The 26374-nt window shown below is 36.2% G+C and carries 23 protein-coding genes and 1 pseudogene; 19 read left to right on the top strand and 5 right to left on the bottom strand.

From position 1 onward, the window contains the following. Nucleotides 1–27 precede the first annotated feature (27 nt). Both AC3IS5_RS19700 and AC3IS5_RS19695 read right to left on the bottom strand, forming a co-directional pair. A complete protein-coding gene (locus AC3IS5_RS19700) occupies nucleotides 28–729 on the bottom strand; it encodes a response regulator transcription factor (protein WP_489425912.1) in 702 nt (233 codons plus the stop codon). Then, nucleotides 722–3433 (bottom strand): ATP-binding protein, encoded by a 2712-nt coding sequence (locus AC3IS5_RS19695; protein ID WP_489425911.1) that lies wholly within the window; start codon nucleotides 3431–3433, stop codon nucleotides 722–724. Before AC3IS5_RS19695 ends, AC3IS5_RS19700 begins: the two co-directional genes overlap by 8 nt. Nucleotides 3434–3696: 263 nt before the next feature. Here AC3IS5_RS19695 and kdpF point away from each other — a divergent pair, with 263 nt between their 5' ends. The 5 genes from kdpF (at nucleotide 3697) to AC3IS5_RS19670 (ending at nucleotide 8876) form a co-directional block, all read left to right on the top strand. Beyond that, entirely contained in the window at nucleotides 3697–3777 is an 81-nt protein-coding gene (kdpF, locus tag AC3IS5_RS19690; protein ID WP_489427944.1) for a K(+)-transporting ATPase subunit F, read from the top strand. A 23-nt stretch (nucleotides 3778–3800) separates the two neighbouring features. Beyond that, entirely contained in the window at nucleotides 3801–5495 is a 1695-nt protein-coding gene (kdpA, locus tag AC3IS5_RS19685; protein ID WP_489425910.1) for a potassium-transporting ATPase subunit KdpA, read from the top strand. A 15-nt stretch (nucleotides 5496–5510) separates the two neighbouring features. After that, nucleotides 5511–7577, top strand: coding sequence for a potassium-transporting ATPase subunit KdpB (kdpB, locus tag AC3IS5_RS19680; protein WP_489425909.1), 2067 nt, complete (start codon nucleotides 5511–5513; stop codon nucleotides 7575–7577). Between the two features lie 10 nt (nucleotides 7578–7587). Further along, nucleotides 7588–8226 (top strand): K(+)-transporting ATPase subunit C, encoded by a 639-nt coding sequence (gene kdpC / locus AC3IS5_RS19675; RefSeq protein ID WP_489425908.1) that lies wholly within the window; start codon nucleotides 7588–7590, stop codon nucleotides 8224–8226. A gap of 221 nt (nucleotides 8227–8447) precedes the next feature. Beyond that, nucleotides 8448–8876 carry a GNAT family N-acetyltransferase gene (locus AC3IS5_RS19670; RefSeq protein ID WP_489425907.1) on the top strand — a complete coding sequence of 143 codons (429 nt, stop codon included), beginning with the start codon at nucleotides 8448–8450 and terminating at the stop codon, nucleotides 8874–8876. Between the two features lie 61 nt (nucleotides 8877–8937). Here the strand turns inward: AC3IS5_RS19670 and AC3IS5_RS19665 are convergent. Further along, nucleotides 8938–9263 (bottom strand): annotated as a pseudogene (locus AC3IS5_RS19665) (YybH family protein). Between the two features lie 205 nt (nucleotides 9264–9468). Between AC3IS5_RS19665 and AC3IS5_RS19660 the strand changes: the two are divergent. From AC3IS5_RS19660 to AC3IS5_RS19635, 6 genes are all read left to right on the top strand, one after another. Further along, complete coding sequence (locus AC3IS5_RS19660; RefSeq protein WP_489425906.1) at nucleotides 9469–10086, top strand: NAD(P)-dependent oxidoreductase; 618 nt, start codon at nucleotides 9469–9471, stop codon at nucleotides 10084–10086. 40 nt (nucleotides 10087–10126) lie between these two features. Then, nucleotides 10127–10801, top strand: a complete 675-nt coding sequence (locus AC3IS5_RS19655; protein WP_489425905.1) for an ankyrin repeat domain-containing protein — start codon at nucleotides 10127–10129, stop codon at nucleotides 10799–10801. 348 nt (nucleotides 10802–11149) lie between these two features. Next, nucleotides 11150–11965 (top strand): metallophosphoesterase, encoded by an 816-nt coding sequence (locus AC3IS5_RS19650; protein WP_489425904.1) that lies wholly within the window; start codon nucleotides 11150–11152, stop codon nucleotides 11963–11965. A gap of 251 nt (nucleotides 11966–12216) precedes the next feature. After that, nucleotides 12217–13539: a hypothetical protein gene (locus tag AC3IS5_RS19645; RefSeq protein WP_489425903.1), complete on the top strand. Its 1323-nt coding sequence runs from the start codon at nucleotides 12217–12219 to the stop codon at nucleotides 13537–13539. A gap of 226 nt (nucleotides 13540–13765) precedes the next feature. Continuing rightward, the gene (locus AC3IS5_RS19640) at nucleotides 13766–15043 is read left to right on the top strand and encodes a dicarboxylate/amino acid:cation symporter (protein ID WP_489425902.1); all 1278 of its coding nucleotides are present in this window, start codon (nucleotides 13766–13768) and stop codon (nucleotides 15041–15043) included. A 103-nt stretch (nucleotides 15044–15146) separates the two neighbouring features. Continuing rightward, on the top strand, nucleotides 15147–15881 hold the full coding sequence (locus tag AC3IS5_RS19635; protein WP_430353529.1) for a sulfite exporter TauE/SafE family protein: 735 nt from the start codon (nucleotides 15147–15149) through the stop codon (nucleotides 15879–15881). Nucleotides 15882–16031: 150 nt separating this feature from the next. Here AC3IS5_RS19635 and AC3IS5_RS19630 read toward each other — a convergent pair whose 3' ends face one another. After that, nucleotides 16032–17225, bottom strand: coding sequence for an alanyl-tRNA editing protein (locus AC3IS5_RS19630; RefSeq protein ID WP_489425901.1), 1194 nt, complete (start codon nucleotides 17223–17225; stop codon nucleotides 16032–16034). A gap of 111 nt (nucleotides 17226–17336) precedes the next feature. Here AC3IS5_RS19630 and AC3IS5_RS19625 point away from each other — a divergent pair, with 111 nt between their 5' ends. The 8 genes from AC3IS5_RS19625 (at nucleotide 17337) to AC3IS5_RS19590 (ending at nucleotide 25496) form a co-directional block, all read left to right on the top strand. Continuing rightward, complete coding sequence (locus tag AC3IS5_RS19625; RefSeq protein ID WP_053418202.1) at nucleotides 17337–17627, top strand: DUF6509 family protein; 291 nt, start codon at nucleotides 17337–17339, stop codon at nucleotides 17625–17627. Between the two features lie 114 nt (nucleotides 17628–17741). After that, nucleotides 17742–18887, top strand: a complete 1146-nt coding sequence (locus AC3IS5_RS19620; RefSeq protein ID WP_489425900.1) for a VanZ family protein — start codon at nucleotides 17742–17744, stop codon at nucleotides 18885–18887. A gap of 169 nt (nucleotides 18888–19056) precedes the next feature. Beyond that, entirely contained in the window at nucleotides 19057–19824 is a 768-nt protein-coding gene (locus tag AC3IS5_RS19615) for an ABC transporter ATP-binding protein (RefSeq protein ID WP_489425899.1), read from the top strand. Next, nucleotides 19811–21721: an FtsX-like permease family protein gene (locus AC3IS5_RS19610; RefSeq protein WP_489425898.1), complete on the top strand. Its 1911-nt coding sequence runs from the start codon at nucleotides 19811–19813 to the stop codon at nucleotides 21719–21721. The genes AC3IS5_RS19615 and AC3IS5_RS19610 overlap by 14 nt, the downstream gene beginning before the upstream one ends. Before the next feature lie 5 nt (nucleotides 21722–21726). Next, nucleotides 21727–22086: a YxeA family protein gene (locus tag AC3IS5_RS19605; RefSeq protein WP_489425897.1), complete on the top strand. Its 360-nt coding sequence runs from the start codon at nucleotides 21727–21729 to the stop codon at nucleotides 22084–22086. Nucleotides 22087–22708: 622 nt separating this feature from the next. After that, entirely contained in the window at nucleotides 22709–24313 is a 1605-nt protein-coding gene (gene ggt / locus AC3IS5_RS19600; RefSeq protein ID WP_489425896.1) for a gamma-glutamyltransferase, read from the top strand. Further along, nucleotides 24307–24903, top strand: coding sequence for a chromate transporter (locus AC3IS5_RS19595; protein ID WP_489425895.1), 597 nt, complete (start codon nucleotides 24307–24309; stop codon nucleotides 24901–24903). The genes ggt and AC3IS5_RS19595 overlap by 7 nt, the downstream gene beginning before the upstream one ends. Next, nucleotides 24900–25496, top strand: coding sequence for a chromate transporter (locus AC3IS5_RS19590; RefSeq protein WP_489425894.1), 597 nt, complete (start codon nucleotides 24900–24902; stop codon nucleotides 25494–25496). Before AC3IS5_RS19595 ends, AC3IS5_RS19590 begins: the two co-directional genes overlap by 4 nt. A gap of 219 nt (nucleotides 25497–25715) precedes the next feature. On the opposite strand, the gene AC3IS5_RS19585 is transcribed toward AC3IS5_RS19590, so the two are convergent. Then, nucleotides 25716–26372, bottom strand: coding sequence for an amino acid ABC transporter permease (locus tag AC3IS5_RS19585; protein ID WP_489425893.1), 657 nt, complete (start codon nucleotides 26370–26372; stop codon nucleotides 25716–25718). Between the last annotated feature and the right edge of the window lie 2 nt (nucleotides 26373–26374).

Genomic DNA, 26374 nt, shown 5'->3' with positions numbered 1-26374 from the left:
ACCTATAGATTAAATGTTTTCTCTACATTATTCTTCCTCATAACGAAGCATTCGGTATCCGACCCGTACATGAGTTTGAATATACTTTGGGTTTGCAGGGTTCTCTTCAATTTTCTTACGTAAAGTTGCCATGAAAACCCGCAAACTGGGTACATCAGATGGTAATACTTGTTGCCAAACTTCTTTCAACAGAAAATTGTGCGTCAATACTTTTCCAACATGTTTGGCCAATACGACCAATAATTTGTACTCAATTGGTGTAAGATGTACTTCTTCTCCACGAATAAATACGGTGTTCGCTAAATAGTCAATTTTTAAATTACCATTAGTAAACATGGGAAGTTCCATATCTAGAAGACTGTCTTTTTTTACTCTCCTAAGAGCTACCCGAATTCGAGCCAGTAGTTCATCTACGCTAAATGGTTTCGTCACATAATCATCTGCCCCTGCATCGAGAGCGTGAATTTTATCATGCTCCTCGCCCCTTGCGCTGACAATAATAATTGGAGTTTGGGACCATCCACGAATTTTATTAATCACTTCAATACCATCCATATCTGGTAGGCCAAGATCAAGAATAATAACATCTGGTGGCATTGAAAGCACCTTTTGCAATGCTGATTTACCATCAATAGCAATATCGTATTCATAGCCTTGCGTACTCAATGTCATTTTAATCAAATTTCCAATAGCTTTATCATCTTCTATAACAAAAATTCGGTTATTCATTGACATTGACAACTCCTTTTTGAAGTACAAAACTAAAAACGGTACCTTTTGGTTTATTGTCTGAAACAGTTAATTTACTATCGTGTACTCTTAGGATGGTTTGGCATAGTGCTAAGCCGAGCCCTAGACCTCGTCGGCTATCACTACGATAATTTTTTCCTATTGTAAAAGGTTCAAATAGTCGTGTTTTTAGAGCATCATCAATGCCAGGTCCATTATCGCTAATACTTATATGCACATAATCTCCCTGCTCCTTTGCAGATAAGATAATCTCACTTCCTGCTGGAGTATATGTCAGTGCATTTTCAATAATATTAATAATCACTTGAATGATAAGTCGTGCATCCATCACAGCGAATAACAAGTCTGGCTCGATATGACAATGAATTTGATGCGTATGTTCATTACGAACTACATGCATGAGCGCCTCTTGTATAATTTCTTCAACGAGTTCCGGTCGCATTTCAATCGCAAGTTGCCCATCATCTAGCTTCGAAACAGCAAGCAAATTCTCCACCATTTGTACAAGCCATTTTGAGTTGCTATAAATATCTTGGTATAGCTGTTTTTTTTGCATATCGTCAATTTGGCCACTTTTGGTCAATAATATATCGGCATTACCTGAAATACTCGTAAGTGGCGTCCTTAAATCATGGGAGATGGCACGTAAAAAGTTTGCTCGCATTTGCTCAAGTTCAGCTTCACGTGTAACTTGCTCATTGGATTTCTGTAAGTACCATTTATCAATAGCAAACGAAAAATCATTCATAATCGCATGCAGAATATGTCGTTCAAAGGCAGGTAGTGGTGTTTCTTTCGACAACATAATACCAATTACTCCTTTGACGTCATCACCAGAAAGAACTGGTAAATAATAAGAACTTGCTCCAGGAAACGTATCAGTAGATACACCAGCTACCTGCTTATTATTGGAAACCCATGCCACCACAGCACGCTCGTTTCTATTATTAAATAGATTTTCTAACTCTGTATTTTTCGAATTAGTCATCACATCGGTTGGGAAAAATGATGTGTTCATAATCTGTTGATTGTGCATCTCAAAAAACATAGCTGGCTTTTCAACAAGCTTAACAATCTGTGACATACCTTCTGTAACAATTTCTTCTAACGATTTTGCTTGTTGTAGCTTACGGTTAGTTTCAAGCAAAACCTCCATTCGGTAAGACTTCTGTACAGCACCGAGTGCTTGATTTTTTACTTTCCTAGTCAAACTACTTGTGATTATCCCAGAGATGAACATGATGAAAAATGTCATGGGATAATCTCTGTTGTATGCTTCAAATGAGAACCTTGGTTCAGTGAAAATGAAATTGAAAATAAGAACGGCCATCAATGAACTAATTATGCTAAATACCCAGCTCGTTGACCAAATGGCAAGTATTAACACGCCTAAAATGTATATTGTTATGATATTGGCTTCACTTACGCCTATTCTTGCAAAGAACAAACCAATTAAGGAGGCCAAGCTAAAAACGAATAGCATTTTCAGTAAGTCATACCAATTAAATTTTAGTTGTGATCGTACCTCTGGGAAACGCATTGCTTCGTTTTCTTGGTCAGGTACGATATACATGGCTAAATTAGGTACAAATTCGTTGAGCCGGTCTCCGATTTTAGAATTAGGTTTCCACCATTGTTTTTTTGTAGTTGTTCTACCGATAACGAGTTTTGTAACACCACTCATTTGAGCATAATTGGCTAGCGCTGCAGCAACATCATCTTCTTGTACAGTCACTATATGACCTCCAAGTTGCTCCGTTAGTTTAATATGCTGCTGTAACCTCTCTAAATTAACCTCGTTTTCATCCTTCATATCTTTGTTATGTACATAAAGTGCAGTGAATTTTCCGTGTAAGGCTTGAGCAAGTCTCGCTGCAGTTCGGATTACTTTTGCATTTGTAGGTGAACTGCTGATACCTACTAAAATATGTTCCTCAATTTGAGAGGTATGGAACAGTGAACAGCTCTCCTGCGTTTTCTGATAATCAATTGTATCGGCAGTCCTACGCAAAGCTATTTCACGGAGTGCTATTAAGTTAGCTTTTTGAAAAAAATGTTGCATTGCTTTTTCAGCCTGTTGAGTGTGATAAATTTTGCCTTCTTTTAATCTTTGAATTAGATCATCAGGCTCAATATCTACGAGTTTAATTTGTGTAGCATTATCAATCAGATAATCTGGAATACGTTCATTTACTTTTACACCCGTAATTTCTTCAACCAAATCATGGAGACTCTCAATATGTTGGATATTAACAGTTGTATAAACATGAATTCCTTTTGCTAATAATTCTTGAACATCACCGAATCGTTTTAAATGGCGCATTGTTGGAACGTTTGTATGCGCTAGTTCATCAATCAGTACAAGATCAGGTTTACGTTCAAGCACTGCATCTATATCCAGTTCTTCAAATGACTTTCCTTTATAGTCAATTTTTTTAGTAGGAATAATCTCAAGTCCGTCGAGCAAAGCAGCTGTTTCTGGTCGGGGATGTGGTTCAACATAGCCGACAACTACATCCAAACCTAGCTTTTCTGCTTGATGGGCAGTATCGAGCATTGAATACGTTTTACCTACTCCAGCTGCATACCCAAGAAATATCTTCAGGCTCCCCGATGCTTCCTTTGATTCCTGTCTTTTTACCTTAGCTAAAATAGCATCGGGATTAGGGCGCATGTATTCCATCAATCTTCACCTCCTTCTTATTATAGCCCCAACTAGCATTAAGACAGTATTAAGATTGAATCTTAATGCCATTTTAATACAATTAGCTCTTTTTCTAACACTACATTAATTTTAACTGCATTATGATTATCCATGAAATCAATAGAAGGAGTGATTGACTTGGTGGATTTATATATGGTCATTGCATTAATCCTAAGTTTTGCTAGTCTCTATGGGCTAACGGCTTGGTGTTACAAGCAAGTAGATAATTAGGGGGGGCAATTATGTGGATTTTAATAGGCATCATTATTGTTTCGTTGTTTGGCTATTTAGCTTACGCATTGCTCTATCCAGAAAACTATTAATAAACCTATAGGGGGAAATAAATATGTGGCAAATTGCCTTAGTGCTAGTCATTTATTTACCGCTTGTCATTGTAGCAGGTCATTATTTGTATCAAGTGACGATGCAGCAAAAGACATGGCTTGATCCGGTAATGGATCGGGTGGATAACATTATCTATAAATTTTGTGGCATCAAGCAAGTTGATATGACCGGTAAACAATATGTAATAGCGCTCATTCTATCAAATGCAATTATGGTATTCATCGGCTATTTCATATTACGGATTCAGTCGACTTTATTTCTTAATCCAAATAATATCGATAACATGGAAGCCACGTTGTCATTCAATACGATTATTTCATTTATGACAAACACAAATTTGCAACACTATAGCGGAGAATCCGGGTTAAGCTATTTGGCTCAGATGCTTGTCATCACATTCATGATGTTCACATCGGCTGCGACAGGTTATGTTGCATGCATGGCATTCTGTCGTAGATTGGTAGCAAAATCGGATACAATCGGAAACTTCTTTGTGGATTTTGTACGTGTGATAACACGCTTATTAATACCTCTTTCATTTATAGTGGCGTTAATTTTAGTAGCCCAAGGTTCGCCACAAACTTTAAAGGGTAACGAGACAGTTCAGACAATAGAAGGGAAAATGCAGGATATTGCACTTGGTCCTATTGCATCCCTTGAATCGATTAAACACATCGGTACAAATGGTGGTGGTTTTAACGGAGCTAATTCAACCACCCCATTTGAAAATCCAACAGTCATTTCAAACATTGTGGAGATGCTATCTATGATGTTATTACCTGGTGCATGTGTTGTGACATTCGGTTTAATGGTAGCAAACCGACGTAAGAAAACGCTATTTGGCAAACAAGGCTTGGTTATTTTTGCAGCAATGAGCATTCTTCTCCTCATTGGCTTAGTTACTTGTTACATAGCAGAAAGTGCAGGTAACCCCATAATTAATAATCTAGCTATCTCTCAAGATATAGGTAGTATGGAAGGGAAGGAAATGCGCTTTGGTATCCCCCAATCTGTGTTGTTTACAGTGGTAACGACGGCCTTTACGACAGGCTCAATAAATAATATGCATGATTCTTTAACGCCGCTTGGTGGTATGGTACCAATGTTTAATATGATGCTGAATGTCGTGTTTGGGGGTAAAGGTGTTGGATTAATGAACATGATGATGTATGTCATGTTAACTATTTTCATCGCGTGTTTAATGATCGGACGTACTCCACAATTTTTGGGCAAAAAAATTGAAGAGAAAGAAATGAAATTAATCGCACTATGCATTTTAATCCACCCTGCTCTTATATTGTTATTCTCAGCTCTTGCTGTAGCGACGACTGCTGGAATCGCAGGAATCACAAATCCGGGAGCACATGGATTATCTCAGGTTTTATATGAATATGCTTCATCCTCAGCAAATAATGGTTCAGGGTTTGAAGGTTTAGCTGATAACTCGCCATTTTGGAACATGACCACTGGCTTTGCTATGTTCTTTGGACGCTATTTATCTATCATTATTCAACTAGCCATTGCATCGCTTCTAGCGAAAAAGTTATGGCACAGTGATTCGGTGGGGACATTGAAAACCGACAATCCGATGTTCACATTCTTGCTTATTGCTATTGTCTTGATGATTGGTGCATTGACCTTCCTGCCAGCCTTAGCATTAGGCCCAATTACAGAACATTTACAAATACGTTCTTAATGAGGAGAGACATAAATGGAAACCGTAACGAAAAAGAGTTTTATAACTCGTGATATTATGAAGAGCTCAATTTTAGGCGCATTCAAAAAATTAAATCCTTTATATATGATAAAAAATCCAGTCATGTTCGTAGTTGAAGTAGGTTTTGTTTTTGTTATTTTATTAACAATTTTCCCGAATATGATGGGTGATGTCACAGAAGAATCGGCCCGCCTTTATAATGCGATAGTAGCTTTCATCTTGTTTATTACAATCTTATTTGCGAATTTCGCTGAATCCATTGCAGAAGGGCGTGGAAAAGCGCAAGTTCAGTCACTTAAGAAAACAAAAACAGTGACAGAGGCTTGCGTTTTACTTACTGATGGAACGCAGGTCAAAAAACAAGCCGATGAACTTAAGAAAGGTGATATTGTCTTAGTTCAGGCAGGAGAAGTTATCCCAAATGATGGGGAAGTAATTGATGGAATTGCAACAGTTGATGAATCTGCAATCACTGGCGAATCAGCGCCGGTTGTGAAAGAACGAGGAGGAGACTTTTCATCAGTTACAGGTGGAACAACGGTGACGAGTGATTGGCTGAAAGTCGAAATCACCTCACTTCCTGGGGAATCATTCTTAGATAAAATGATTGCTCTTATTGAAGGGGCTAGTCGAAAAAAAACACCGAATGAAATTGCCCTAAATACGTTATTAGTCAGTTTAACGATTATCTTTTTACTTGTTGTTGTTACACTTTATCCTATGACTACTTATCTACAAGTGCATATTCCGATCGCCACACTTGTTGCTTTAATCGTCTGTTTAATCCCAACCACAATTGGAGGGTTGTTATCAGCAATTGGAATCGCAGGCATGGATCGTGTAACACAGTTCAATGTGATTGCTATGTCAGGGAAAGCTGTGGAATCATGCGGTGACGTGGATACATTGATTTTAGATAAAACAGGTACTATCACTTATGGAAATCGTTTTGCTTCCGAATTTTTACCTATTCAAGGTGTTGGAAAGAAAGAATTAATACGTGCGGCATGGTTAAGTTCATTGACAGATGATACGCCTGAAGGGAAATCCATTTTAGCTCTTGCATGTCAATTAGATGTGGATAGTGCAGATGAAAAGATGGTCATTGATACGAGCGAACATATTGCATTTTCAGCATATACTCGTATGAGTGGTCTAGATATGAAGGATGGAACGAAAATACGTAAAGGCGCTTATGATTCGATAAAAAATAAGAGTGTAAATGCTGGTTATGAAGTACCGAAGGATTTAGAAAGTCTAGTTCATCAAGTATCATCTTTAGGTGGTACACCATTAGTAGTAATGAAGAATGAAAAGATTCTTGGTGTTATATATCTCAAAGATATCGTAAAGCCTGGTTTAAAAGAGCGTTTTGAAAAACTTCGTTCAATGGGGATTAAAACCATCATGTGTACAGGTGACAATCCACTCACTGCAGCTACAATAGCAAAAGAATCAGGAGTGGATAGCTTTATCGCCGAAAGCAAACCTGAAGATAAAATCAAGGTGATTAAGGATGAACAATCTCAAGGGAAGATTGTCGCTATGACAGGTGATGGCACGAATGATGCACCTGCTTTGGCGCAAGCGAATGTGGGGTTAGCTATGAACTCTGGAACGAACGCTGCGAAAGAAGCAGCAAATATGGTTGATCTAGATTCTAATCCTACGAAAATTATTGAAGTTGTAGAAATAGGGAAGCAATTACTCATGACTAGAGGTGCATTAACGACGTTCAGTATTGCAAATGACGTAGCAAAATACTTCGCTATCATACCTGCTATGCTAATGGTTGCAGTTCCTGAAATGAGTGCTCTAAATATTATGCAGTTAAATTCACCAACAAGTGCCATCATTTCAGCACTAATTTTTAATGCTGTTATCATACCTCTCTTAATCCCAATAGCAATGAGGGGAGTGAAGTATGAGCCAATGAGTGCATCGAAATTATTAAGAAGAAACTTGCTAGTTTATGGGCTTGGCGGCATTATCGCACCCTTTATAGGTATTAAACTAATCGATTTAATGAGCGGACCAATATTGAATTTAATGGGTTTATAGGAGGGATAACATGAGAGCATTTTTTAGCGATTCTAAACAAGCGCTGAAGATTACTTTATTAATGTTTGTATTATGTGGCTTACTTTATCCATTCGCCGTCACTGGGGTGGCACAAGTGTTATTCAATCATGAGGCAAACGGTAGTTTAATTGAGATGGATGGCAAAATGGTAGGCTCGGATAAATTGGGGCAGGCTTTTACTTCACCCGAATTTTTTGGGGGGCGTGTTTCAGCTATCAATTACAATGTTTATACAAAAGAAGATCTTGTACCAAATGTTAAGGGGGAGACAAATTATAATGGCGTCAGTTCAGGTACCTTTAACTATGCACCGTCTAATCCTGAGCTAAAAAAACGAATGGAAGCAGATATTGAAACATTTCTAAAAGCGAACCCAGGGGTACAACGTGAACAAATTCCAGCTGATTTAGTTACGGCATCTGGATCGGGCCTTGACCCACATATCAGTGTAAAATCTGCAGAAGTTCAAATAAAACGTGTAGCACAAGCAAGCGGTCTCTCTGAAGACGAAGTGAATGACATTGTAAAAGCAAATACTGATAGTCGCACATTTAATATTTGGGGAGAGGATAAAGTTAACGTCCTTAGCGCAAATTTAGATATTTATAAAAAAATGAAGGGAAAATAATGAGGAAATATTAACTGTGATAAATTAGCCATTTAGTTACCGTGTTTTATCGGCGCTCAATGGCTAATTCTTTTGTAGTTGATTTGGCTTTTAAGAGTTTGAAATAAATCTTATACAAATAATAGCTTAATAAAATGAAATTTTTATAAGTAAATTAAAGCAGGTATTTGCCGGTCTATCAAGAACAAGTATATGAAACCGAAAAAGGAGGAATTGTATATATGGAGATACAAATTATTAAAGAAAAAAATAAAAGTAGTCACGATTACATAAATGACCAGCTATATAAATATAATCTGGCTCACTTCCCAGTAGATTTAAGAGGCAGGTATCAAGAGATTAGTATTTTTCTTAAAGATGAACACGGCAACGTTCGAGGTGGCATTATAGGTCAAGTGTGTTGGAATTGGTTAGAAATACATTCATTAATCATTGATGAAGATTTACGTGAATATGGATACGGTACAAAACTTCTATTAGAAATAGAAAAGATTGCAATAGAAACAGATTGTGATTTTATCAAAGTAGATACACTAAGCTTTCAGGCATTAGGCTTTTATGAAAAGCATGGCTATGAGGTATTTGGTAGCATTGATAATGTGGGCAGGGATTATGAGCATTACTATTTAAAGAAAGATTTGAAAAAATAAAAATGAAATCGAAAATAAATACCTCGATCTAAATATTGGGGTATTTATTTTCTTATCAAGATTACTTTGATATAGGGCTTAAATGCTCATGAATGAGTAGCCATGTATCCGACTCTTTCACAAAAATATTAGTAGCTCTTCCTTTGCCACAGATATATTCGTTATAAATATATCCCTTATAGAAATATGTATAAATACAAGTTGCAGAGCTCTCTTTTTGATCTAACCATTCAACATCATGTGCTTCGTAATTCTCATTCTTTACTATTGACCAAGCAGTTTCAAAGTATTTTGGATTTCTTCGTGACCTGTGCAAGTCTGATCTGAGAAAAAATGTTTAAAATCGTGCGTATTTGTAGCTTTAATATAACTATCTAAAATATGCATGTAAGACCTCCTATATATTGTTGAAAATAGTTTACTAATCCTTAAATCCCCTGTCTAATTTACACAAATAAAATTCCCCTTTACGTAGAGCATTCTGTTATTTCGAACAAAACAAACAATGCTAAACTATAAAGAAGACGATAAGAAAATATATAAACCACTTCATAAATCACCAATTACTAGAACAATAAAGGAGCATTCCAAAATGAAAATCACAATCTTCGGTGCAACCGGACGCGTAGGAAATGAAGTATTACAACGTGCCTTAGCTGAAGGGCATGAAGTTAAGGTACTCGTACGTTCACTAGTAAAATTGCCATCACATCCAAATCTCCAAAAGATTAAGGGGGATGTTAAAAATTTTGAAGATACGGTCCAAGCTATGGAGCAGGCAGATGCAGTAATAAGTGCAATTGGTACTGACAAAACTACAACATTATCGCAAGGCGTCCCAAATATTATTAGGGCGATGGAGCAACTAAATGTAAAAAGAATCGTCACAATCGGTACAGCCGGTATTTTAGACAGCCGCACTGAAAGAGAAAAACTACGCTTCCAATCATCTGAATCCAAACGAAGGCTTACTTTTGCGGCAGAGGAACATGCGAAAGCATTCCGTGCATTAGAAGCGTCGGATTTAGATTGGACAATTGCTTGTCCAACTTATTTACCTGATGGCCCAGCTATTGGTATATATCGTACAGAAAGAAATAGGTTACCACTAAACGGTGAGAAAATTACAGTAGGCGACACAGCTCACTTCGTTTATCAGGAATTATTCCAAAATGAATTTAAACACTCACGTGTCGGTTTGGCATACTAATTTGGAAAAGTAGTTTCACAAAGAGGAATGGTGAAATCATATGGGAATGCGAAATAAAGCAATTTTTGCAGCCGTATCATTAGGTTTAGCATTTGTAGGTTATGTGACAGTTAAGAAAGTAGGGGTACAGATGTCATTATTTGAAGCAGTTGAAAAGCAAGATAGCAATGCTGTAAAAAAAGCGCTGAAATCTGAACAAAATATAAACACACAAGATAGCAAAGGACGCACAGCGCTTATGATTGCGACGTATAATAACGACGTGAAATCGGCGAAATTTCTAATTGAAGCAGGAGCCGATGTAAATATTCAAGATGATATGCAAAACTCGCCATTTTTATATGCAGGAGCAGAAGGTTACTTGGACATTTTAAAGTTAACTTCAAAAGCTGGTGCAGATCCTAAAATTACAAATCGCTATGGTGGTATTGCTTTAATTCCAGCTTCTGAGCACGGCTATGTGGATGTTGTGGAATTTTTATTAACAGAAACAAATAGTGATGTGAATCATATTAATAACCTAGGTTGGACGGCATTATTAGAAGCAATCATCTTAGGCGATGGCGGTAAAAAACAGCAAGAAACTGTGCGTATTTTGTTAGAGCATGGAGCTAATCCAAACCTTGCTGATAGAGATGGTGTCACACCACTTGAGCATGCAGAAAAGCTTGGCTACAAAGAGATTGAAAAACTGTTAAGAAAAGCTCGATATTAATTCTAGTTTTGCTTGTATCAGTGTTCCGATTAAATATCCGATAGCGGCAATAAGCAAACTCACTATAAAACAGCAAATTGAGGGTAAAGTTTATAAAACACGTAGTATCATGTACAATATGAATCTTTCAGAGAAAGTTAAGCCAACTCTGATTAGCTGGTCAGATCAGCATACATTAAATTTTAAAAAAACTGATTCATATGCATTCGAAGGTAATATTTTCACAGATGAAATTGGTTTGAGAATGTACCCACCAGTTGAATATTGATATCTAATGAATACAGATGATAGTGCTATGTTAATACTTTTAATGAAGAAAAAAGAGATTAAAGAAACGAGCGATGCCCATTGAAAAAGGTTTTATGTATAATTATCGGATTAGTACTAGTTGTGATTTTTTGTATAGTAAACAACAAATGGCTAGTCACAACGACGTATAAAATAGAGTCTAAGAAATTACCAAAATCTTTCGATGGTATGCGCATCGTTCAAGTTTCTGATTTACACGATGCTACATTTGGCAATAAGCAGGATCGCCTTATTAAAAAAGTTCAAGACGCAAAGCCTGATGCTATTTTCTTAACAGGAGATGTCATTGACCGCAACCGCTATGATTTAGAGGGCAGCATGCAGGCTGTGGCTGGTTTTGTGAAAATTGCACCGGTTTATTATGTCACAGGTAATCATGAAATAGCTGTAAATAAAGTTTCCGAAATTAAAGGAGCTCTTACTGAACTAGGCGTTAATGTATTATCAAACAGTACCCTGCCATTAAAAAAAGGTGGGGAGGTAATTCAAATTGTTGGTATTGAAGATCCACTTGCTGGAACAGATCCACAAGCAATGCTAGATACTGCACTTCTCCATCAATCAGAGGCTAGTTTTAAGCTTTTACTAGCTCATCGTCCTGAATACATGACAGTATATGCTGAAAATAATATTGATATAGCATTTTCAGGTCATGCACATGGCGGACAATTTCGATTGCCAGGTGTTGGTGGTCTTATCGCACCGGGGCAAGGATTCTTTCCGAAATATACAGCTGGTACATTTGAGGTCGATCATATGACTCAAGTTATAAGTCGGGGGCTTGGTAATAGTCTAATGCCTGTTCGCTTACTCAATTTACCTGAAATTGTCGTGGTGGAATTACATTCGATATAATAAAAAAATCGCTAGGTACTGATAAGCGTTTCAGCACTTAGCGATTTTATTATTTAAACAGACCTTTCAGAAAAGAATTATTTACTATAATTATAGGTTATAACAGAGACGGTTGTACCTATTATGCTTACGTTTCATAAATAGGACTAGTCGCATCTACATTAAATTGTTAAAATATTCATACAGATGGAGTCGGTAGCTATATTTTTACATAACCGATAATTACTACTAAAAGGAGGGCGACATGTAAAGTGAACAGTTATTATGTACAAAATAGAGTGTCCCTGCCTGAACAACAACCAAATCAAGCCGGTGAAAATAATATATTAGAGCCTTTTTTAGATGTGGAAACGGTAAAACACTTAAAGAAAAAATATATTGCGGAAATACAGGAGCGTTTACCGATGTATTTTTCTGCGGATAAACGAATGAAAATGCAATCGCTTACAGAAGAGCAATTTCAACAACAAGGTTTGCCAAAAGAAATTTTCTGGAAAATGGTCGAATTTAATGTGAGTACAAAAGGTGGGATTTCTTTTGAGCGACTTCCTGCTATTGGCGAGCATCTCGATTATTTAGCTTCCGAATATATCACATATAAAATGCGCATTGAACGTGATTTTGAAAGCGAAGACCAAGTAGCACAGCTTGCTAAACTGGATGAAATTTTTGGCCGTGGGTTTACAAGAATGTCGAATGCTTTTATTGATGCTGTCGGCGCCTTTTTTGAAAAAAATGAAGTAGTAGGAGAATCAGCTTTAATGGAGCAATCGATTAAAGGGATTTATCAATACAAACTCGCTAAATATGGAAATTTTGTTGTAGCAAATCCGGATTACGCTTTTATTAAAGGTACACCTGATGAGTGGTTGGAAAGAGATTCATATTTTATGGGAGATATTTTACGCTTAGTGATAGCTAAAATAGATGAGAATCGTATTAAAATTAAAGAAAATCCGTATACAACATTGGAATTAAATGTAGTAGCGGCTTTTTACCAAGCAGTACAACGTAGATTAGCTAACCAAAAATCAACTTCCGTTAGTGAGGAGCAGCTAGGAGTAGAGCTTGGGTTTTTAGGTATGAAATTAGAGCTGCTGATTCAAAAAGATGGTGTATCGCCTGAATTGGCTAGTAAAATGGAGACTGCGTATTTATCATTTTTTAACTACAAAATAGAAGATATAAATCAACGTCAATTAGAAACGAAAAATAATCCATATACTAGAAATCGAGAAGCATTTAGCGATTTGAATCGTGAAACGGTTGAGGATTGGGCAAAACGTTTGCGTAATAGCTTACAAGAGGAAAATCCTCAACAAGAATTTGAAGCAACAATCTTATCAGCCTACAATGTATTCCAAACGAAAGTGCAACAAGTGAGTAAATTAGAACGCTACCAAGAGCAAAATGATTGGAATACGTTTTATGAGGAATCGCCAACGAATAATTATCAAGTTGAGCTACCGGATGCATTCTGCTATAACGCATTAATAGCCGATTGGAATAAATTTATATCTGAAATAATAGTCTATCAAAAGATGCTTTTCATTAAAGATGAAATTAAAAAATAGACGTTTCTATTTGTAGATTTTTTATTTGAAAAAGGTTTAATAAATGGAAATAGAGGGTATTTGTTAATTACCCATTTTAAAAATTCCTTTTTGCCGATCGTTAAGTTTTAAGTAAATAGTTAGTTAAAATGCCCGTACGTGAAAATAGTCAACTCTATATCACTGCGGGCATTTTCTATAATTTTTATTTAGAAGTTTGGATTCCATTAAATGAGGAGGAAAAAAGATGAAGCTAGCTCGTAATATTATTATTGCACTCATATTAGGTGCTTTAGTTGGTATAGGGATGAATATGTGGGCGGTGGATATCTTTCCTAAGGTCGATCAATACTTCTTTAGCCCATTAGGTACCATTTTCTTGAGTCTTATTAAAATGCTTGTAGTGCCACTTGTGTTTTTCTCCATTATTTTAGGGACTGCTAATATTGGTGATCCAAAAAAGTTAGGACGTATAGGTATTAAAACGATGGTCTTTTTCTTATTGACCACAGCAATGGCTATTATTTTAGCGATTGGCTTAGCCTCGATAATTCAACCAGGGAACATCGGGCAGTTCGAAACAACAGGCTTAGAATATAAAGCAGACAAAGCCCCGCCTATATCAGAAACATTTCTTTCTATTATTCCAACAAACCCTATAAAAGCAATGGTAGAAGGAAATATGCTGCAAATCATTTTCTTTGCCGTTTTTGTCGGTTTAGCAATTAGCTATTTAGGCAGTAAAGCAAATGCTTTATTAAAAGTGATAAACCAGGGCAATGAAGTCATGATGATTTTAGTGAACATCGTGATGAAGTTTGCTCCATACGGTACATTTGGTTTACTTGCTTCTGCCATCGGTAAACAAGGGTTAGGTGCCATCAAAGCGATGGGACTTTATATGATTGTGGTCATGCTCGCACTTATTTTGCATATGGTCATTGTTTATGGTACAGCTATATCGTTATTATGTCGTAGAAACCCGGTTCAATTTTTCAAAGACTTTTTCCCAGCTATGACCGTAGCCTTCAGCACATCAAGTAGTAGTGCAACATTACCTGTATCAATGGAGATAGCGCAGAAGAAGATGGGGATTCCTAAGGCTATTAGTAGTTTTGTCCAACCATTAGGTGCGACAGTGAATATGGATGGCACCGCCATAATGCAAGGGGTAGCAACGATTTTTATCGCTCAAGTATTCAACGTGGATTTAACTATTGGTCAACTAGTGACGGTTGTTATGATTGCTGTACTAGCGAGTGTTGGAACCGCAGCTGTACCTGGAGCGGGACTGATTATGCTGGCAATGGTTTTACAATCTGTTGGGCTTCCAGTGGAAGGAATCGCTCTTATTATTGGTATTGATCGTTTGCTCGATATGGCGCGAACAGCGGTTAATACAACAGGTGATATCACTTGTGCAGCTTATATAACAGAAAGTGAAGAGCGCAAAGGTGAAACTTTTGTAGACAGCAATTCAAATGAAGAGGATTCATTTGAATTAGAGGGTCATAGCTCATATTAAAATGAATGGTCATCCTATGGGTGGCCATTTTATATTTACATTTATTGTTATGGCGACTTCGTATAAAATGGAAGTAGGTTACTAAGATGGAAGAAGGGGTCTTGTGTCATTTTTTATCTTCATTGTGATTGGCTTTGCTGGAAACTTTATTGGCACATTAAGCGGGGGAGGTGGATTGATTTCTTTACCGACGATGCTTCTCTATGGTTTACCCGTGCATTCTGCTATTGGAGCAAATAAAGTAGCGAATACAGTTAGTTCATTTACTAGCTTTCTAGTAATCTTTAAAGAAAAGGAAATTACGTTAAAGGAAGCAGCCATCGTATTAGTCACTTGTTTATTAGGTGGGGCAACAGGAGGACTGGTAGCGTCGCTAATGAGCGGAGATACATTGACCATAGTAGCAATTTTTTTATTAGGCTTTGCTTTTGTAACTTCATTATTAAAGAAAAGCAATTTTGAAGGGGAAGAACAATTTAAGCTGAATATTAAAACAGGTTCATCGTTATTTGGAATTGGTATGTATGACGGGATGTTTGGACCTGGCAGTGGTACGTTACAGATGTATTTATATGCAAGTCAGAAAATCGCTTATATCCGTGCAGTAGGCTTAAATAGGGTAGGTGTTTTTGCAGGATGCTTTGGTAGTTCTATCACATACATTTCGACGGGGAAAATTGAATGGCCGCTGACAATTGCTTTAATGTTTGGCGGTATAATTGGTGCACAAGTAGGTATTAAAGTGGCGCGTAAAATGAATGTGAAATATGTTAATCCGCTATTACGGGCTATTACGCTCTTATTAATCGTACAAATTGTTATTAATTATTATAAGTAGTTGCTGAACTCATAAGTTCTTTCTAATTTACGGAGTGGCTATAACGGTATTAATTTATTAATTGGTTTATCCTATAATATAAAATCCACCTCTTTCTATAAAGAGGTGGATTATTTTAATTGTAAAACAGTGAGCTAACTGATTGCCTGTTTATATACTATTTCTCATCTTCTCTAGTAATTCAGCACCCGTCATCGTATGGTCGCCACCGCCCTGTACAAAGGCATCGCTACCGCCACCTTTGCCATTTAATAATGGTAGTACAGCTGAAGATATATCTTTCATCTTCATATCAACTGCATTTGTACCACGAGCAGCAACAAACTGTAATTTCTCTCCTTGATCAGCTACGAGAAGCACCACGATATTTTCATTTTCGGCTATAACAAGTCGAGCTAATTTTTGCAATTCTTGAATGGATCGCTCTGCATAAACCGCACCAGTTACACCATTTTTAGTGGCTGCTGCAAGTTCTAATGCTTCATAGGATAGTAACTGTTCTTTGGCTGCATCTAGAGCTTTCTCTAATCCTTTTTGAACAGTTAATAGTTTTGAAACTGTATCCGCCACTTCATTTTCAGGCGTACTTGCAAGTTTAGCCACTTTGCTTAGTTCATTTTTTCGCCAGTGTAGTTCACTTAGTACTCGCCCTCCGCAAACGAAATGAACGCGTATTTTCCTTTTTTGTTTTTCAGTATGCATAATTTTAATGGAGCTAACTTGTCCAGTTGAAGTGGGATGAATACCACCGCAGCCATTATAATCGTAATTTGGAATGATAACTAGACGAATTTCCTCCGTTACACTAAGTTCTTTACGTAAGTTATAGTGTTCTAATTCATCTTCTGTGACCCATTTTGTTTCAATTGGTCGATTTTCTAAAATAATTTTGTTAGCTAGAGCTTCTACTGCTACAAGTTCGTCTTCACTAATGTTTTCAATATCTAAATCTATCGTTACAGTTCCTCGCCCTAGATGGAAGCTAATGGTTTGGTAGCCGAATAGCTCAACAAAAGCAGCAGTCAAAATATGCTGACCTGCATGTTGCTGCATATGATCGAATCGTCGTTCCCAATCGAGTACGCCCATTACCAATTCATCATCGTTAGGTAAAGACTCCGCAATATAATGACGAATTTCGTCGTCCACTTTCTCTACATCTACTACGGCAATACCATTTAAAGTACCTGTATCATGAGGTTGACCGCCACCAGTAGGATAGAATGCTGTATTATCAAGCACGATAAATTCGCGTCCGTCATCTTCAATCCCTTTTCTTATAATTTTTGCTGGAAACTCTTTCATCATCGCATTTTGATAGTAAAATAATGTCTGCAACGTCACCACTCCTAAATTTTTTATCGAAAAGTACAGGTAAATCAGCTAAAAACTTTACTAATCGCATTTTTGCTTTAATATTAATGATTGATACATGCAAAAGAGGAGCGATTCTTTATGGACATTTTAGCATATACAATGGATGAAATTTTAGATCCGACAAATATTATTGAAGGACAACGCTTTGAATTCTTATTAGATATCGAAGTAGATGAAGAAGACGAACTATTTGTAGAAGGTGGTCTTGAAATCCGCGCAATCGTAGGAAAAAAAGAGGACGACTATAAACTTGCGAATTACTTCATCATCGATAAAGGTACTGAAAAAATGCTTGAATTTGGATTAGAAGAAGATGAAGAAGAATTGATTTTGAGTTTTTGTAAAGAACGTATTATAGCAGGCCAATAACAAATGATTATGTAGCAGAAGGCATTCGATTATAGTTTAAATACTTTTAATCTGAATGCCTTTTTTGATATGATGAGAATTATTTTAAGAATTAATGACGAAAGAGGTAGGAGCATGTCAGCTTATACACAGCCAATTTACGTCGCAATGATAGTATTTATCCTTTTGGCCGTTATTATTTTTGTACCATGGCTGATTTACACATATCGTAAATATGGATACTTGCCATTATCAACGACGCTAATCGCATTTTCATTTATTTTTTATTTTATTAGCGCATTATTTTTAGTTCTACTACCATTGCCGGAATTACGTAATACTTGTATTACACAACAGCCAGGTACACAGCATTATTCATTGATGCCGTTTACCTTTATCTCAGACATGTTTAAAAATAGTGGTGTGGTTTTATCTCAGCCAAGTACATATGCATTATTAGTTAAACAGTCTGCCTTTTATCAAGCCTTCTTTAACTTCCTATTACTATTACCGTTTGGCGTATACTTACGTTATTTCTTTCAACAAAGAAAGTACTGGAAAAGGGCACTTGGTTTAACTTTTGCATTAACATTATTTTATGAAATCACACAAGTGACAGGGATTTACGGTATTTATAATTGTGCGTATCGTATTTTTGATGTGGATGATTTAATGCTTAATACATTAGGCGGCATACTTGGCTTCTTCATCGCACCTGCTATTTTAGCGATGTTCCCTTCAAAAGAGAGCATTAATGCAAAAGCGGAAAGATTGATTGCGCTTGATGATGTTCGTGCAATGTCTGTATTAATCGCAGTACTCATTGATATATTCATTATTAATCTGATTGGGCAATTTAGCACCGCATTTACAGAATCAAATTTAATTGTGAATTTCTTAATTAATTCTATAATTATTTTTATCGCATTTTTTGCCATTCCGATTGTTTGGAATGGACATACAATAGGTTCAAAAATTATGCGCTTCCGCTATGATAGTAAAATAAGCACTATAGATACAAATAAACGTTTGTTCAAACGCTTTGGTGCTATTTATCTCACATATTTTTCTTTCTTTGTACTAAGCATTTTCGCTCAAATGAACTTACAAATTGGTTCACCGTATTATAAATTAAAAGTATTTTTAGCATTGGGTACTAACTTACTTGAAATAGTATTAATAGTTGCTTTGTTCTTCCATGCATTACTAGTCGCATTTGGTAAAGGTAAAAGACGATTTTACTTTGATGAAGCATCAGACTTATACACAACGAGAAAATAAAGATAGAAAAAGACTTTCTGTAATTCGGGAAAGTCTTTTTTTATTTGAGAAAATAACAATTAATAGCATCCGAAAAAGATTTAAGGTTCCTGTAAGGTTACGACAATTATGCTGTAAGGATGAGGAGATATAGTATGTATATCAACAAATGACAGCAGAGGTGACGCAAATGGAATCATTATTAAAAGTAGAAAACGTCAAAAAAATATATGGCAAAACATCAAATGCTTACACAGCGTTAGAAAATATATCATTTCAAATTGAGCATGGTGAATTCGTTGGAATTATGGGCCCATCAGGAGCGGGGAAATCTACATTATTAAACCTTCTTGCAACAATTGATTCGCCAACAGAAGGCAAAATCTTTATGAATGATAAAGGTATTCATGATATGAAAGAAGCCGAGCTTTCAGATTTTAGACGTGATAATCTTGGCTTTATCTTTCAAGATTACAACTTGCTAGATTCACTAACGGTAAAAGAAAATATTCTATTACCGTTAGCAATTGCAAAAGTACCTGCAAAAGAAATTGAACAACGCGTCCAAAAAATAGCTAAAGTTTTTGGAATTGAATCATTGCTTAGTCAATATCCATATCAAATTTCAGGTGGTCAAAAGCAACGTACAGCTGCTGCAAGAGCAATTGTGACAGAGCCGGCGCTTATTTTAGCTGACGAGCCAACAGGTGCACTAGATTCAAAATCTGCAACCGACTTACTAGAAAGCTTAAGTTCGCTTAATGAGAACAACGAATCAACGATTATGATGGTTACGCATGATGCATTCGCTGCAAGTTTTTGTCGCCGTATTATATTCATTAAGGATGGCCAACTTTCAAAGGAAATCTACCGTCGCGATCAAACGCGGAAAGAATTTTTCCAAGAAATTTTAGATACTTTATCTGCAATTGGGGGTGAGGTTGATGACGTTATTTAGTTTAGCGAGAAAAAATATAGCACGAAATTTCTCGCAATACTTTTTGTATATCGCATCGATGGTATTTAGCATCGTCATTTACTTTACCTTCGTTACTTTAAAATATAGCGATATTGTCTCTGAGATGACGAAGTCTTCACAGAAGATGGGGTCTCTTATGAGTGGAGCAGCAGTAGTACTACTCTTCTTTGTCGCTATTTTCATCGCATATTCAAATTCTTTTTTCATGAAAAAGAGAAAAAAGGAAGTAGCACTTTATGCATTATTAGGTGTTAGAAAACGTCAAATTGGTTTCATGCTATTTTTTGAAAATTTATTGCTTGGTGTATTTTCATTAGTGATAGGTGTTTTCCTAGGATTCCTTAGCTCGAAATTGTTCGTTACCGTTTTAATCCGTTTAATGGGTTATGATGTTGTCGCTCCATTTACGTTCTCAACGGAAGCGGTTATAAATACAGCATCTGTTTTCCTAATTATCTTCTTCATCACTTCATTCCAAGGATATCGTTTAATCTATCAATTTAAATTAATCGATTTATTCCATGCATCAAAAAAGGGTGAAGTAGCACCCAAGCCTTCATGGACTGTAGCTATCTTAGGAGTAATAAGCATCGGAACAGGTTATTGGTTAGCTTTACAGAACTTATTAACATCCGAGGCATGGCGTATTTTAGGAATGTTTACACCGCTTATTATCTTAGCAACAGTTATTATAGGAACGTTCCTTTTGTTCCATAGTGTTACAGGTTTTGTCTTAACTTTATTCAAACGTCGTGAAAAATGGCTTTGGAAAGGTCTACATTTAATGACCATTTCACAATTGCTTTACCGGATTCGAGGTAACGCACGTACATTAACTGTTATCGCGATTTTGAGTGCAACAACAGTAACTGCTGGAGGAGCGGTTTACAGTCTTTATTACAATATTAATAACGATGTAAAGCTTACTGATCCAAACACATTTATGTACGAGCAAACAGCGAATATCGATAACAACAAAGTAACATCATTATTACCAACTACAAAGTATGATGAAAATATCTCAGCATTATTTGTTGCATTTGAAGCAAAACAACTCGAATCTGCAATGAGCATAGACGAAGATAAACGTATTTACACAGTAATCAATGAAACAACATACAACAAGTTAGCAAGACTTCAACAAAAAGAAGAACTCAACTTAAAAGGCAATAAAGCGACTATTATTGATGTTCAATATCATGAAAGTTTATCGCCGAAATATGCAGGTAAGACGATTACAGCGGAAAAAGGTACCTCAATTACATTAGAAGGATATCATGAAGTTCCAGTCTTAAATCTAATGGCAGGTATGACACTCGTAGTTACAGATGAGCAATATAAAGAGCTTGAAAAACAAGGTGAGAGTGTGCAATTCCGTGCAATTGGAGTAGATAATGCGACAACGGATCTATCGAAGAAAATTGCTAGTGTATTACCTGAGGAAGCACAGTTTTCAAGCGCACCAGAAGATTATCAAAGCGGTATTGAAGGAATGGGTTCACTATTATTCATTGGGAGTTTCCTAGGGCTTGTCTTCCTAGCAGCTACAGGTAGTATTATCTATTTCAAAGTACTAACAGAAGCAGAGGAAGATAAGTCACAATACAATATGCTTTATAAAATGGGTGTTGGTGCTAGAGAAATGAGAAAAACAGTGGCATCTCAAGTATTTGTTATTTTCGCTGTGCCACTTGTCATCGGCCTTGCACATAGTGCGGTAGCATTAACAGCATTTTCAAAGTTATTTTCAATGGATCTTACTAAGCCTGTCATCATATGGATGTTCGCTTACACAGCTATTTATGGAATCTATTATGTATTAACGGTTTCTTCATATAATCGAATTATTACCCAAAATAATAAAAGAGAAGGATGATAATAATGAAAAAATTTTTAATTGCAATTGGCTCACTGATCCTGATTAGTGTTATAGGCATTGTAGTATTAGGGAAAATTGATTTTAATCGTATGAATGCAGATAACTATTATGTGCATATTACAGAGGATGGTTTGAAAAAAGAAGAGAAGCAATCTGATGGGAAAATATTTGTAACTTATATTTATAACCTAGAAGGTGTAAATGCAAAAGGTGAAGCAAAAACATTGGAATTCACAGCAAGTAAAAACTTGCGTAAAGATGCATATTTAATGCTTTATGTAAAAGACGAAAAAGGCGTTTCTTCATACGATGAAGTTAAGATTTCGGATATTCCAAAAGAAGCACAAGCGAAATTAAAATAACTATTTAAATAGGTTGTCACTAAATTCAAACTCACAGAATTGGTGGCAACCTTTTCATATACAAAGAGAAGGGAAAAAGATAAAATTTTAATATGAAATAGGTTTAAATAATTTATATGAAAATAATTTCCCGGGACATATTAAGCTCTTTGATATAAAGAGAGTGCTTTAAAGAGAATAAGTGCAATGATTTAGAGTTATATCACTTAGAAAAAAACTTTTATGTTGATGGGAAATTATTGTACCTTTAGTATAAGGGATGGGTTATTAACGCTCAAAAATATCAGAATATTCATATCTTTTAATTTATTCTTCTTCCTATAGGAATATGTTTTTGCTATATTAATTAAATACTAGTTAAAAATAATATAAGGTTGAAAATTAAAAGGGTGATGAGAATGGAGCTAATGAATAGTAACGATAAAAAATATTAAAAATCTACGGCTTCATGGAGATTTGCCAAATCCAGCAAATCCACCGACAGGTTATCCATTCCATACAAGATGTCCGGTAGTAAAGGTATTTGTAAAACAGAAAAACTACAGTGGGAAGAATATACAAGCGGTCACTTCGTAGCATGTCATTATGCTGGGACTAGTATTGTGTCAGGAGAGGTGTAAAAATGGATCATTTATTTCACCCGTTTACGGGAAAACGTCATACCGTATTTGGAAGAAAAGGTATGGTGGCAACTTCACAACCATTAGCTGCTCAAGCAGGACTAGAAATCTTACAAAAAGGTGGGAATGCAATTGATGCTGCCATTGCAACAGCTGCTGCATTAACAGTTGTAGAACCAACTTCAAATGGTATTGGTGGAGATGCCTTCGCATTAGTTTGGACAAAGGATCAATTACATGGTCTAAATGCATCGGGGGCAGCACCAAGGTCAATTTCAGTTGAGAAATTACGAGGAAAAGGGTATGAAAAAATCCCTACTTATGGGGTATTACCAGTTACAGTTCCAGGTGTACCAGCTGGTTGGGTAGAGCTCTCTAAAAAATTTGGTAAGCTACCGTTTAAAGAAGTGCTTGAACCTGCTATCCGATACGCTGAAGAGGGATATCCTGTTTCACCGGTATTAGGGAAGTTTTGGGATTCTGCATATCGTAAATTCAAGGAAACATGTACATCAGAGGAGTTTACTAGTTGGTTTGATACATTTGCTCCGAATGATCGTGCACCGCATATCGGAGAGATGTGGTCATCTCCTGGACATGCTTCAACGTTAAGACAAATAGCAGAAACCGATGGACATGCTTTTTACCATGGAGAATTAGCAGAGAAAATGGATGCATTTATGAAACAACATGGTGGCTATTTATCGAAAGAAGATTTAGCTGATTATAAAGTGGAATGGGTAGATCCAATTTCTACTACTTATAATGGATATGATGTGTGGGAAATTCCTCCGAATGGACAAGGGTTAGTAGCACTAATGGCTTTAAATATTTTCAAACAGACTGGAGAGTCTAAATGGCAAGATGCTGAAACGATTCATCGCCAAATTGAAGCTATGAAACTAGCATTCACTGATGGAAAGGCATTCGTGACAGAACTTGATGAAATGCCAATAGATGTACAGCATTTATTGTCAAATGAATATGCTACAAAACGTGCGGCGTTAATAGGTGAGCAAGCCATCAATCCGAAACCTTATGAATTACTTAAAGGTGGAACTGTCTATCTAGCTGCAGCTGATGAAGAAGGAAACATGATTTCATATATTCAAAGTAACTATATGGGTTTTGGATCAGGAATTGTGATTCCTGATACAGGAATTGCATTACAAAATCGTGGGCATGATTTTTCATTGGATAAAGAACATCCAAATGTTCTTAAGCCAGGAAAGCGTACTTATCATACAATTATTCCGGGATTTTTAACAAAAGAAGGACAAGCAATCGGACCATTTGGCGTGATGGGAGGATATATGCAACCACAGGGCCATTTCCAAGTGGTAACTAACACAGTTGATCATCAATTAAATCCACAAGCTACATTAGATATGCCGCGTTGGCAGTGGGTAGGTGGAAAAACTGTTCATGTTGAACCTGAGTTCCCTAATTACATCGCTCAATCACTTATAAGAAAAGGTCATAATGTGCAAGTGATGTCAGACGGAGGAAGTTTTGGGCGTGGACAAATTATTTGGCGAGATCCTGAAACGGGCGTATTGCAGGGTGGAACAGAATCACGTACAGATGGAGCTATTGCTACTTGGTGAAAAAAAATGAAGTGAAGTCCCAAAACGAACGCCCTAATTTGCGACTTCATAGAGATATTGCATCCGCATTTTTTAGAGTAGGTATGCTAGGATTTGGTGGTGGACCTTCTGCTATTCCACTTGTCCATCAGGAAGTAGTGAAAAAGTATAAGTGGATGGAAGATGATGAGTTTAGTGATGTAGTAGCTCTTGCAAATACTATGCCGGGTCCAATTGGCACAAAGATGGCGGGCTATATAGGATATAGAATAGCTGGAGTGGCAGGTGCAATTAATGCAATTTTAGTTAGCGTAGTTCCAACGATTGTATTAATGATTGGATTGCTATTTTTAATACAAACGAATAAAGATATACCTGCCGTTCAGGCAATGGCTTCAGCGGTTGTACCAGTCGTAGCTGTAATGCTTGGTATATTGGCTCTAGATTTCGTGAAAAAGTCTGGAGAATCTATGGGGTGGAAGAAAACACTCATTATTCTTTTGCTTTCATTCATTGCAATGTCTTTATTAAATATACATCCAGCTTTCGTCATCTTGTCGGTCTTTATAATCGTCTTTGCTCCTCTATTAAAAAGGAGGAATAATAAATGATTTATTGGCATATTTTTATGGCATTTTTTATTCCGGGTATTTTAGGGTATGGAGGGGGTCCTTCTTCTATTCCGCTCGTTCAGCAAGAGGTAGTAGAGCACTATGAATGGATGACCAATCAAGAGTTTTCAGAAATGGTCGCAGCAGGTAATGCATTACCAGGGCCAATCGCAACAAAAATGGCTGGTTTTGTTGGATATGACCAAGGAGGTATTCTAGGCATTATTGTTGCAGTTTTTGCTACAGTTGCGCCTTCTTTAATCCTAATGATAGCGTTGTTGAGCGTCTTAATGAAATACAAAGAATCACCATACGTTAAAAATTTAACTAAATATATTCGCCCAATCATAGCTGTATTATTATTAGTGATGACTTTCGATTTCGCCAAAGATGCTTGGCTAAGTATAGGTTGGATATCGACATTAATAATAATGATTGGCGCATACTTGTTATTAGAAAAGCTTAAAATACATCCAGCTTTTGTTATTTGTATTGCATTGATATATGGGATGGTATCTACAGTTTTTTTAAAATTGATTCAACGAGTACTTGATTCACTATTGCTAGTTATTGTTATCGGCATTGTAGTATAAAATAAATCCAAACGAATGCAAATAATTATTATTTACTTAATACAGTGGATGACGTGAAAGATAAAGAGAAGTTGTCTGATGGTAAAATATTTGTATCTTATGTTTACAAGCAAGAAGAGATAAATACCAAATTTGAATTAAAACATTTGAATTCATTAAAATACCTATAAAAAGGGTTATTCTTTAAGTTGAAATATTCGCTTGAGGAATAACCTTTTTTTAAGTTGTTTTTAATTCTAAACGTCTTGCAATTACAGACAAAGAATAGTTCACTATAAAATACATTAATGCTACTAGAATAAAGATCGGCATTACAAATTTATCACCACCTGGTTGGTTGTTAATTACGTTTGCATTATGCATAAGCTCTGGTAACGATATTACTACAGCAAGTGAAGTATCTTTTAGTAATGAAATAAACTGACTAACAATAGGAGGTACCATTCTCCGTAAAGCTTGGGGTAAAACGATATGCCACAAAGTTTGAATATAAGAAAGCCCTGAAGATCTTCCAGCTTCAATTTGCCCTTTATGAATCGAAGTTAATCCACTTCGAATCACTTCTGATAGCATCGCTGATTCAAAGATAGTTAAGGCTATAATAGCCGACATTGTAATACTGAACTTTATTCCAACTTCAGGTAGGGCGAAGTGGATAAAGAAAATAATTAGTAGTAATGGTAAATTTCGAATAAGTTCAACAAACACACCAAGTATTTGCGCGAGCACAGGAATCTTTGCATAACGAATGATACCGATGACTGCAGCAATAATAAAACTGAATACAATCGCAATACTAGCAACTTGTAATGTTACTAGAAATCCTTCTAACAAAAATTTTAAATGATCTGGAGTAAATGCACCTGTAAAATTCATGT

It is taken from the genome of Viridibacillus sp. KH_047 (assembly GCF_057838945.1).
The sequence above is the reverse complement of the archived record's forward strand: the minus strand, read 5'-3'. Positions and strand labels throughout refer to the sequence as shown.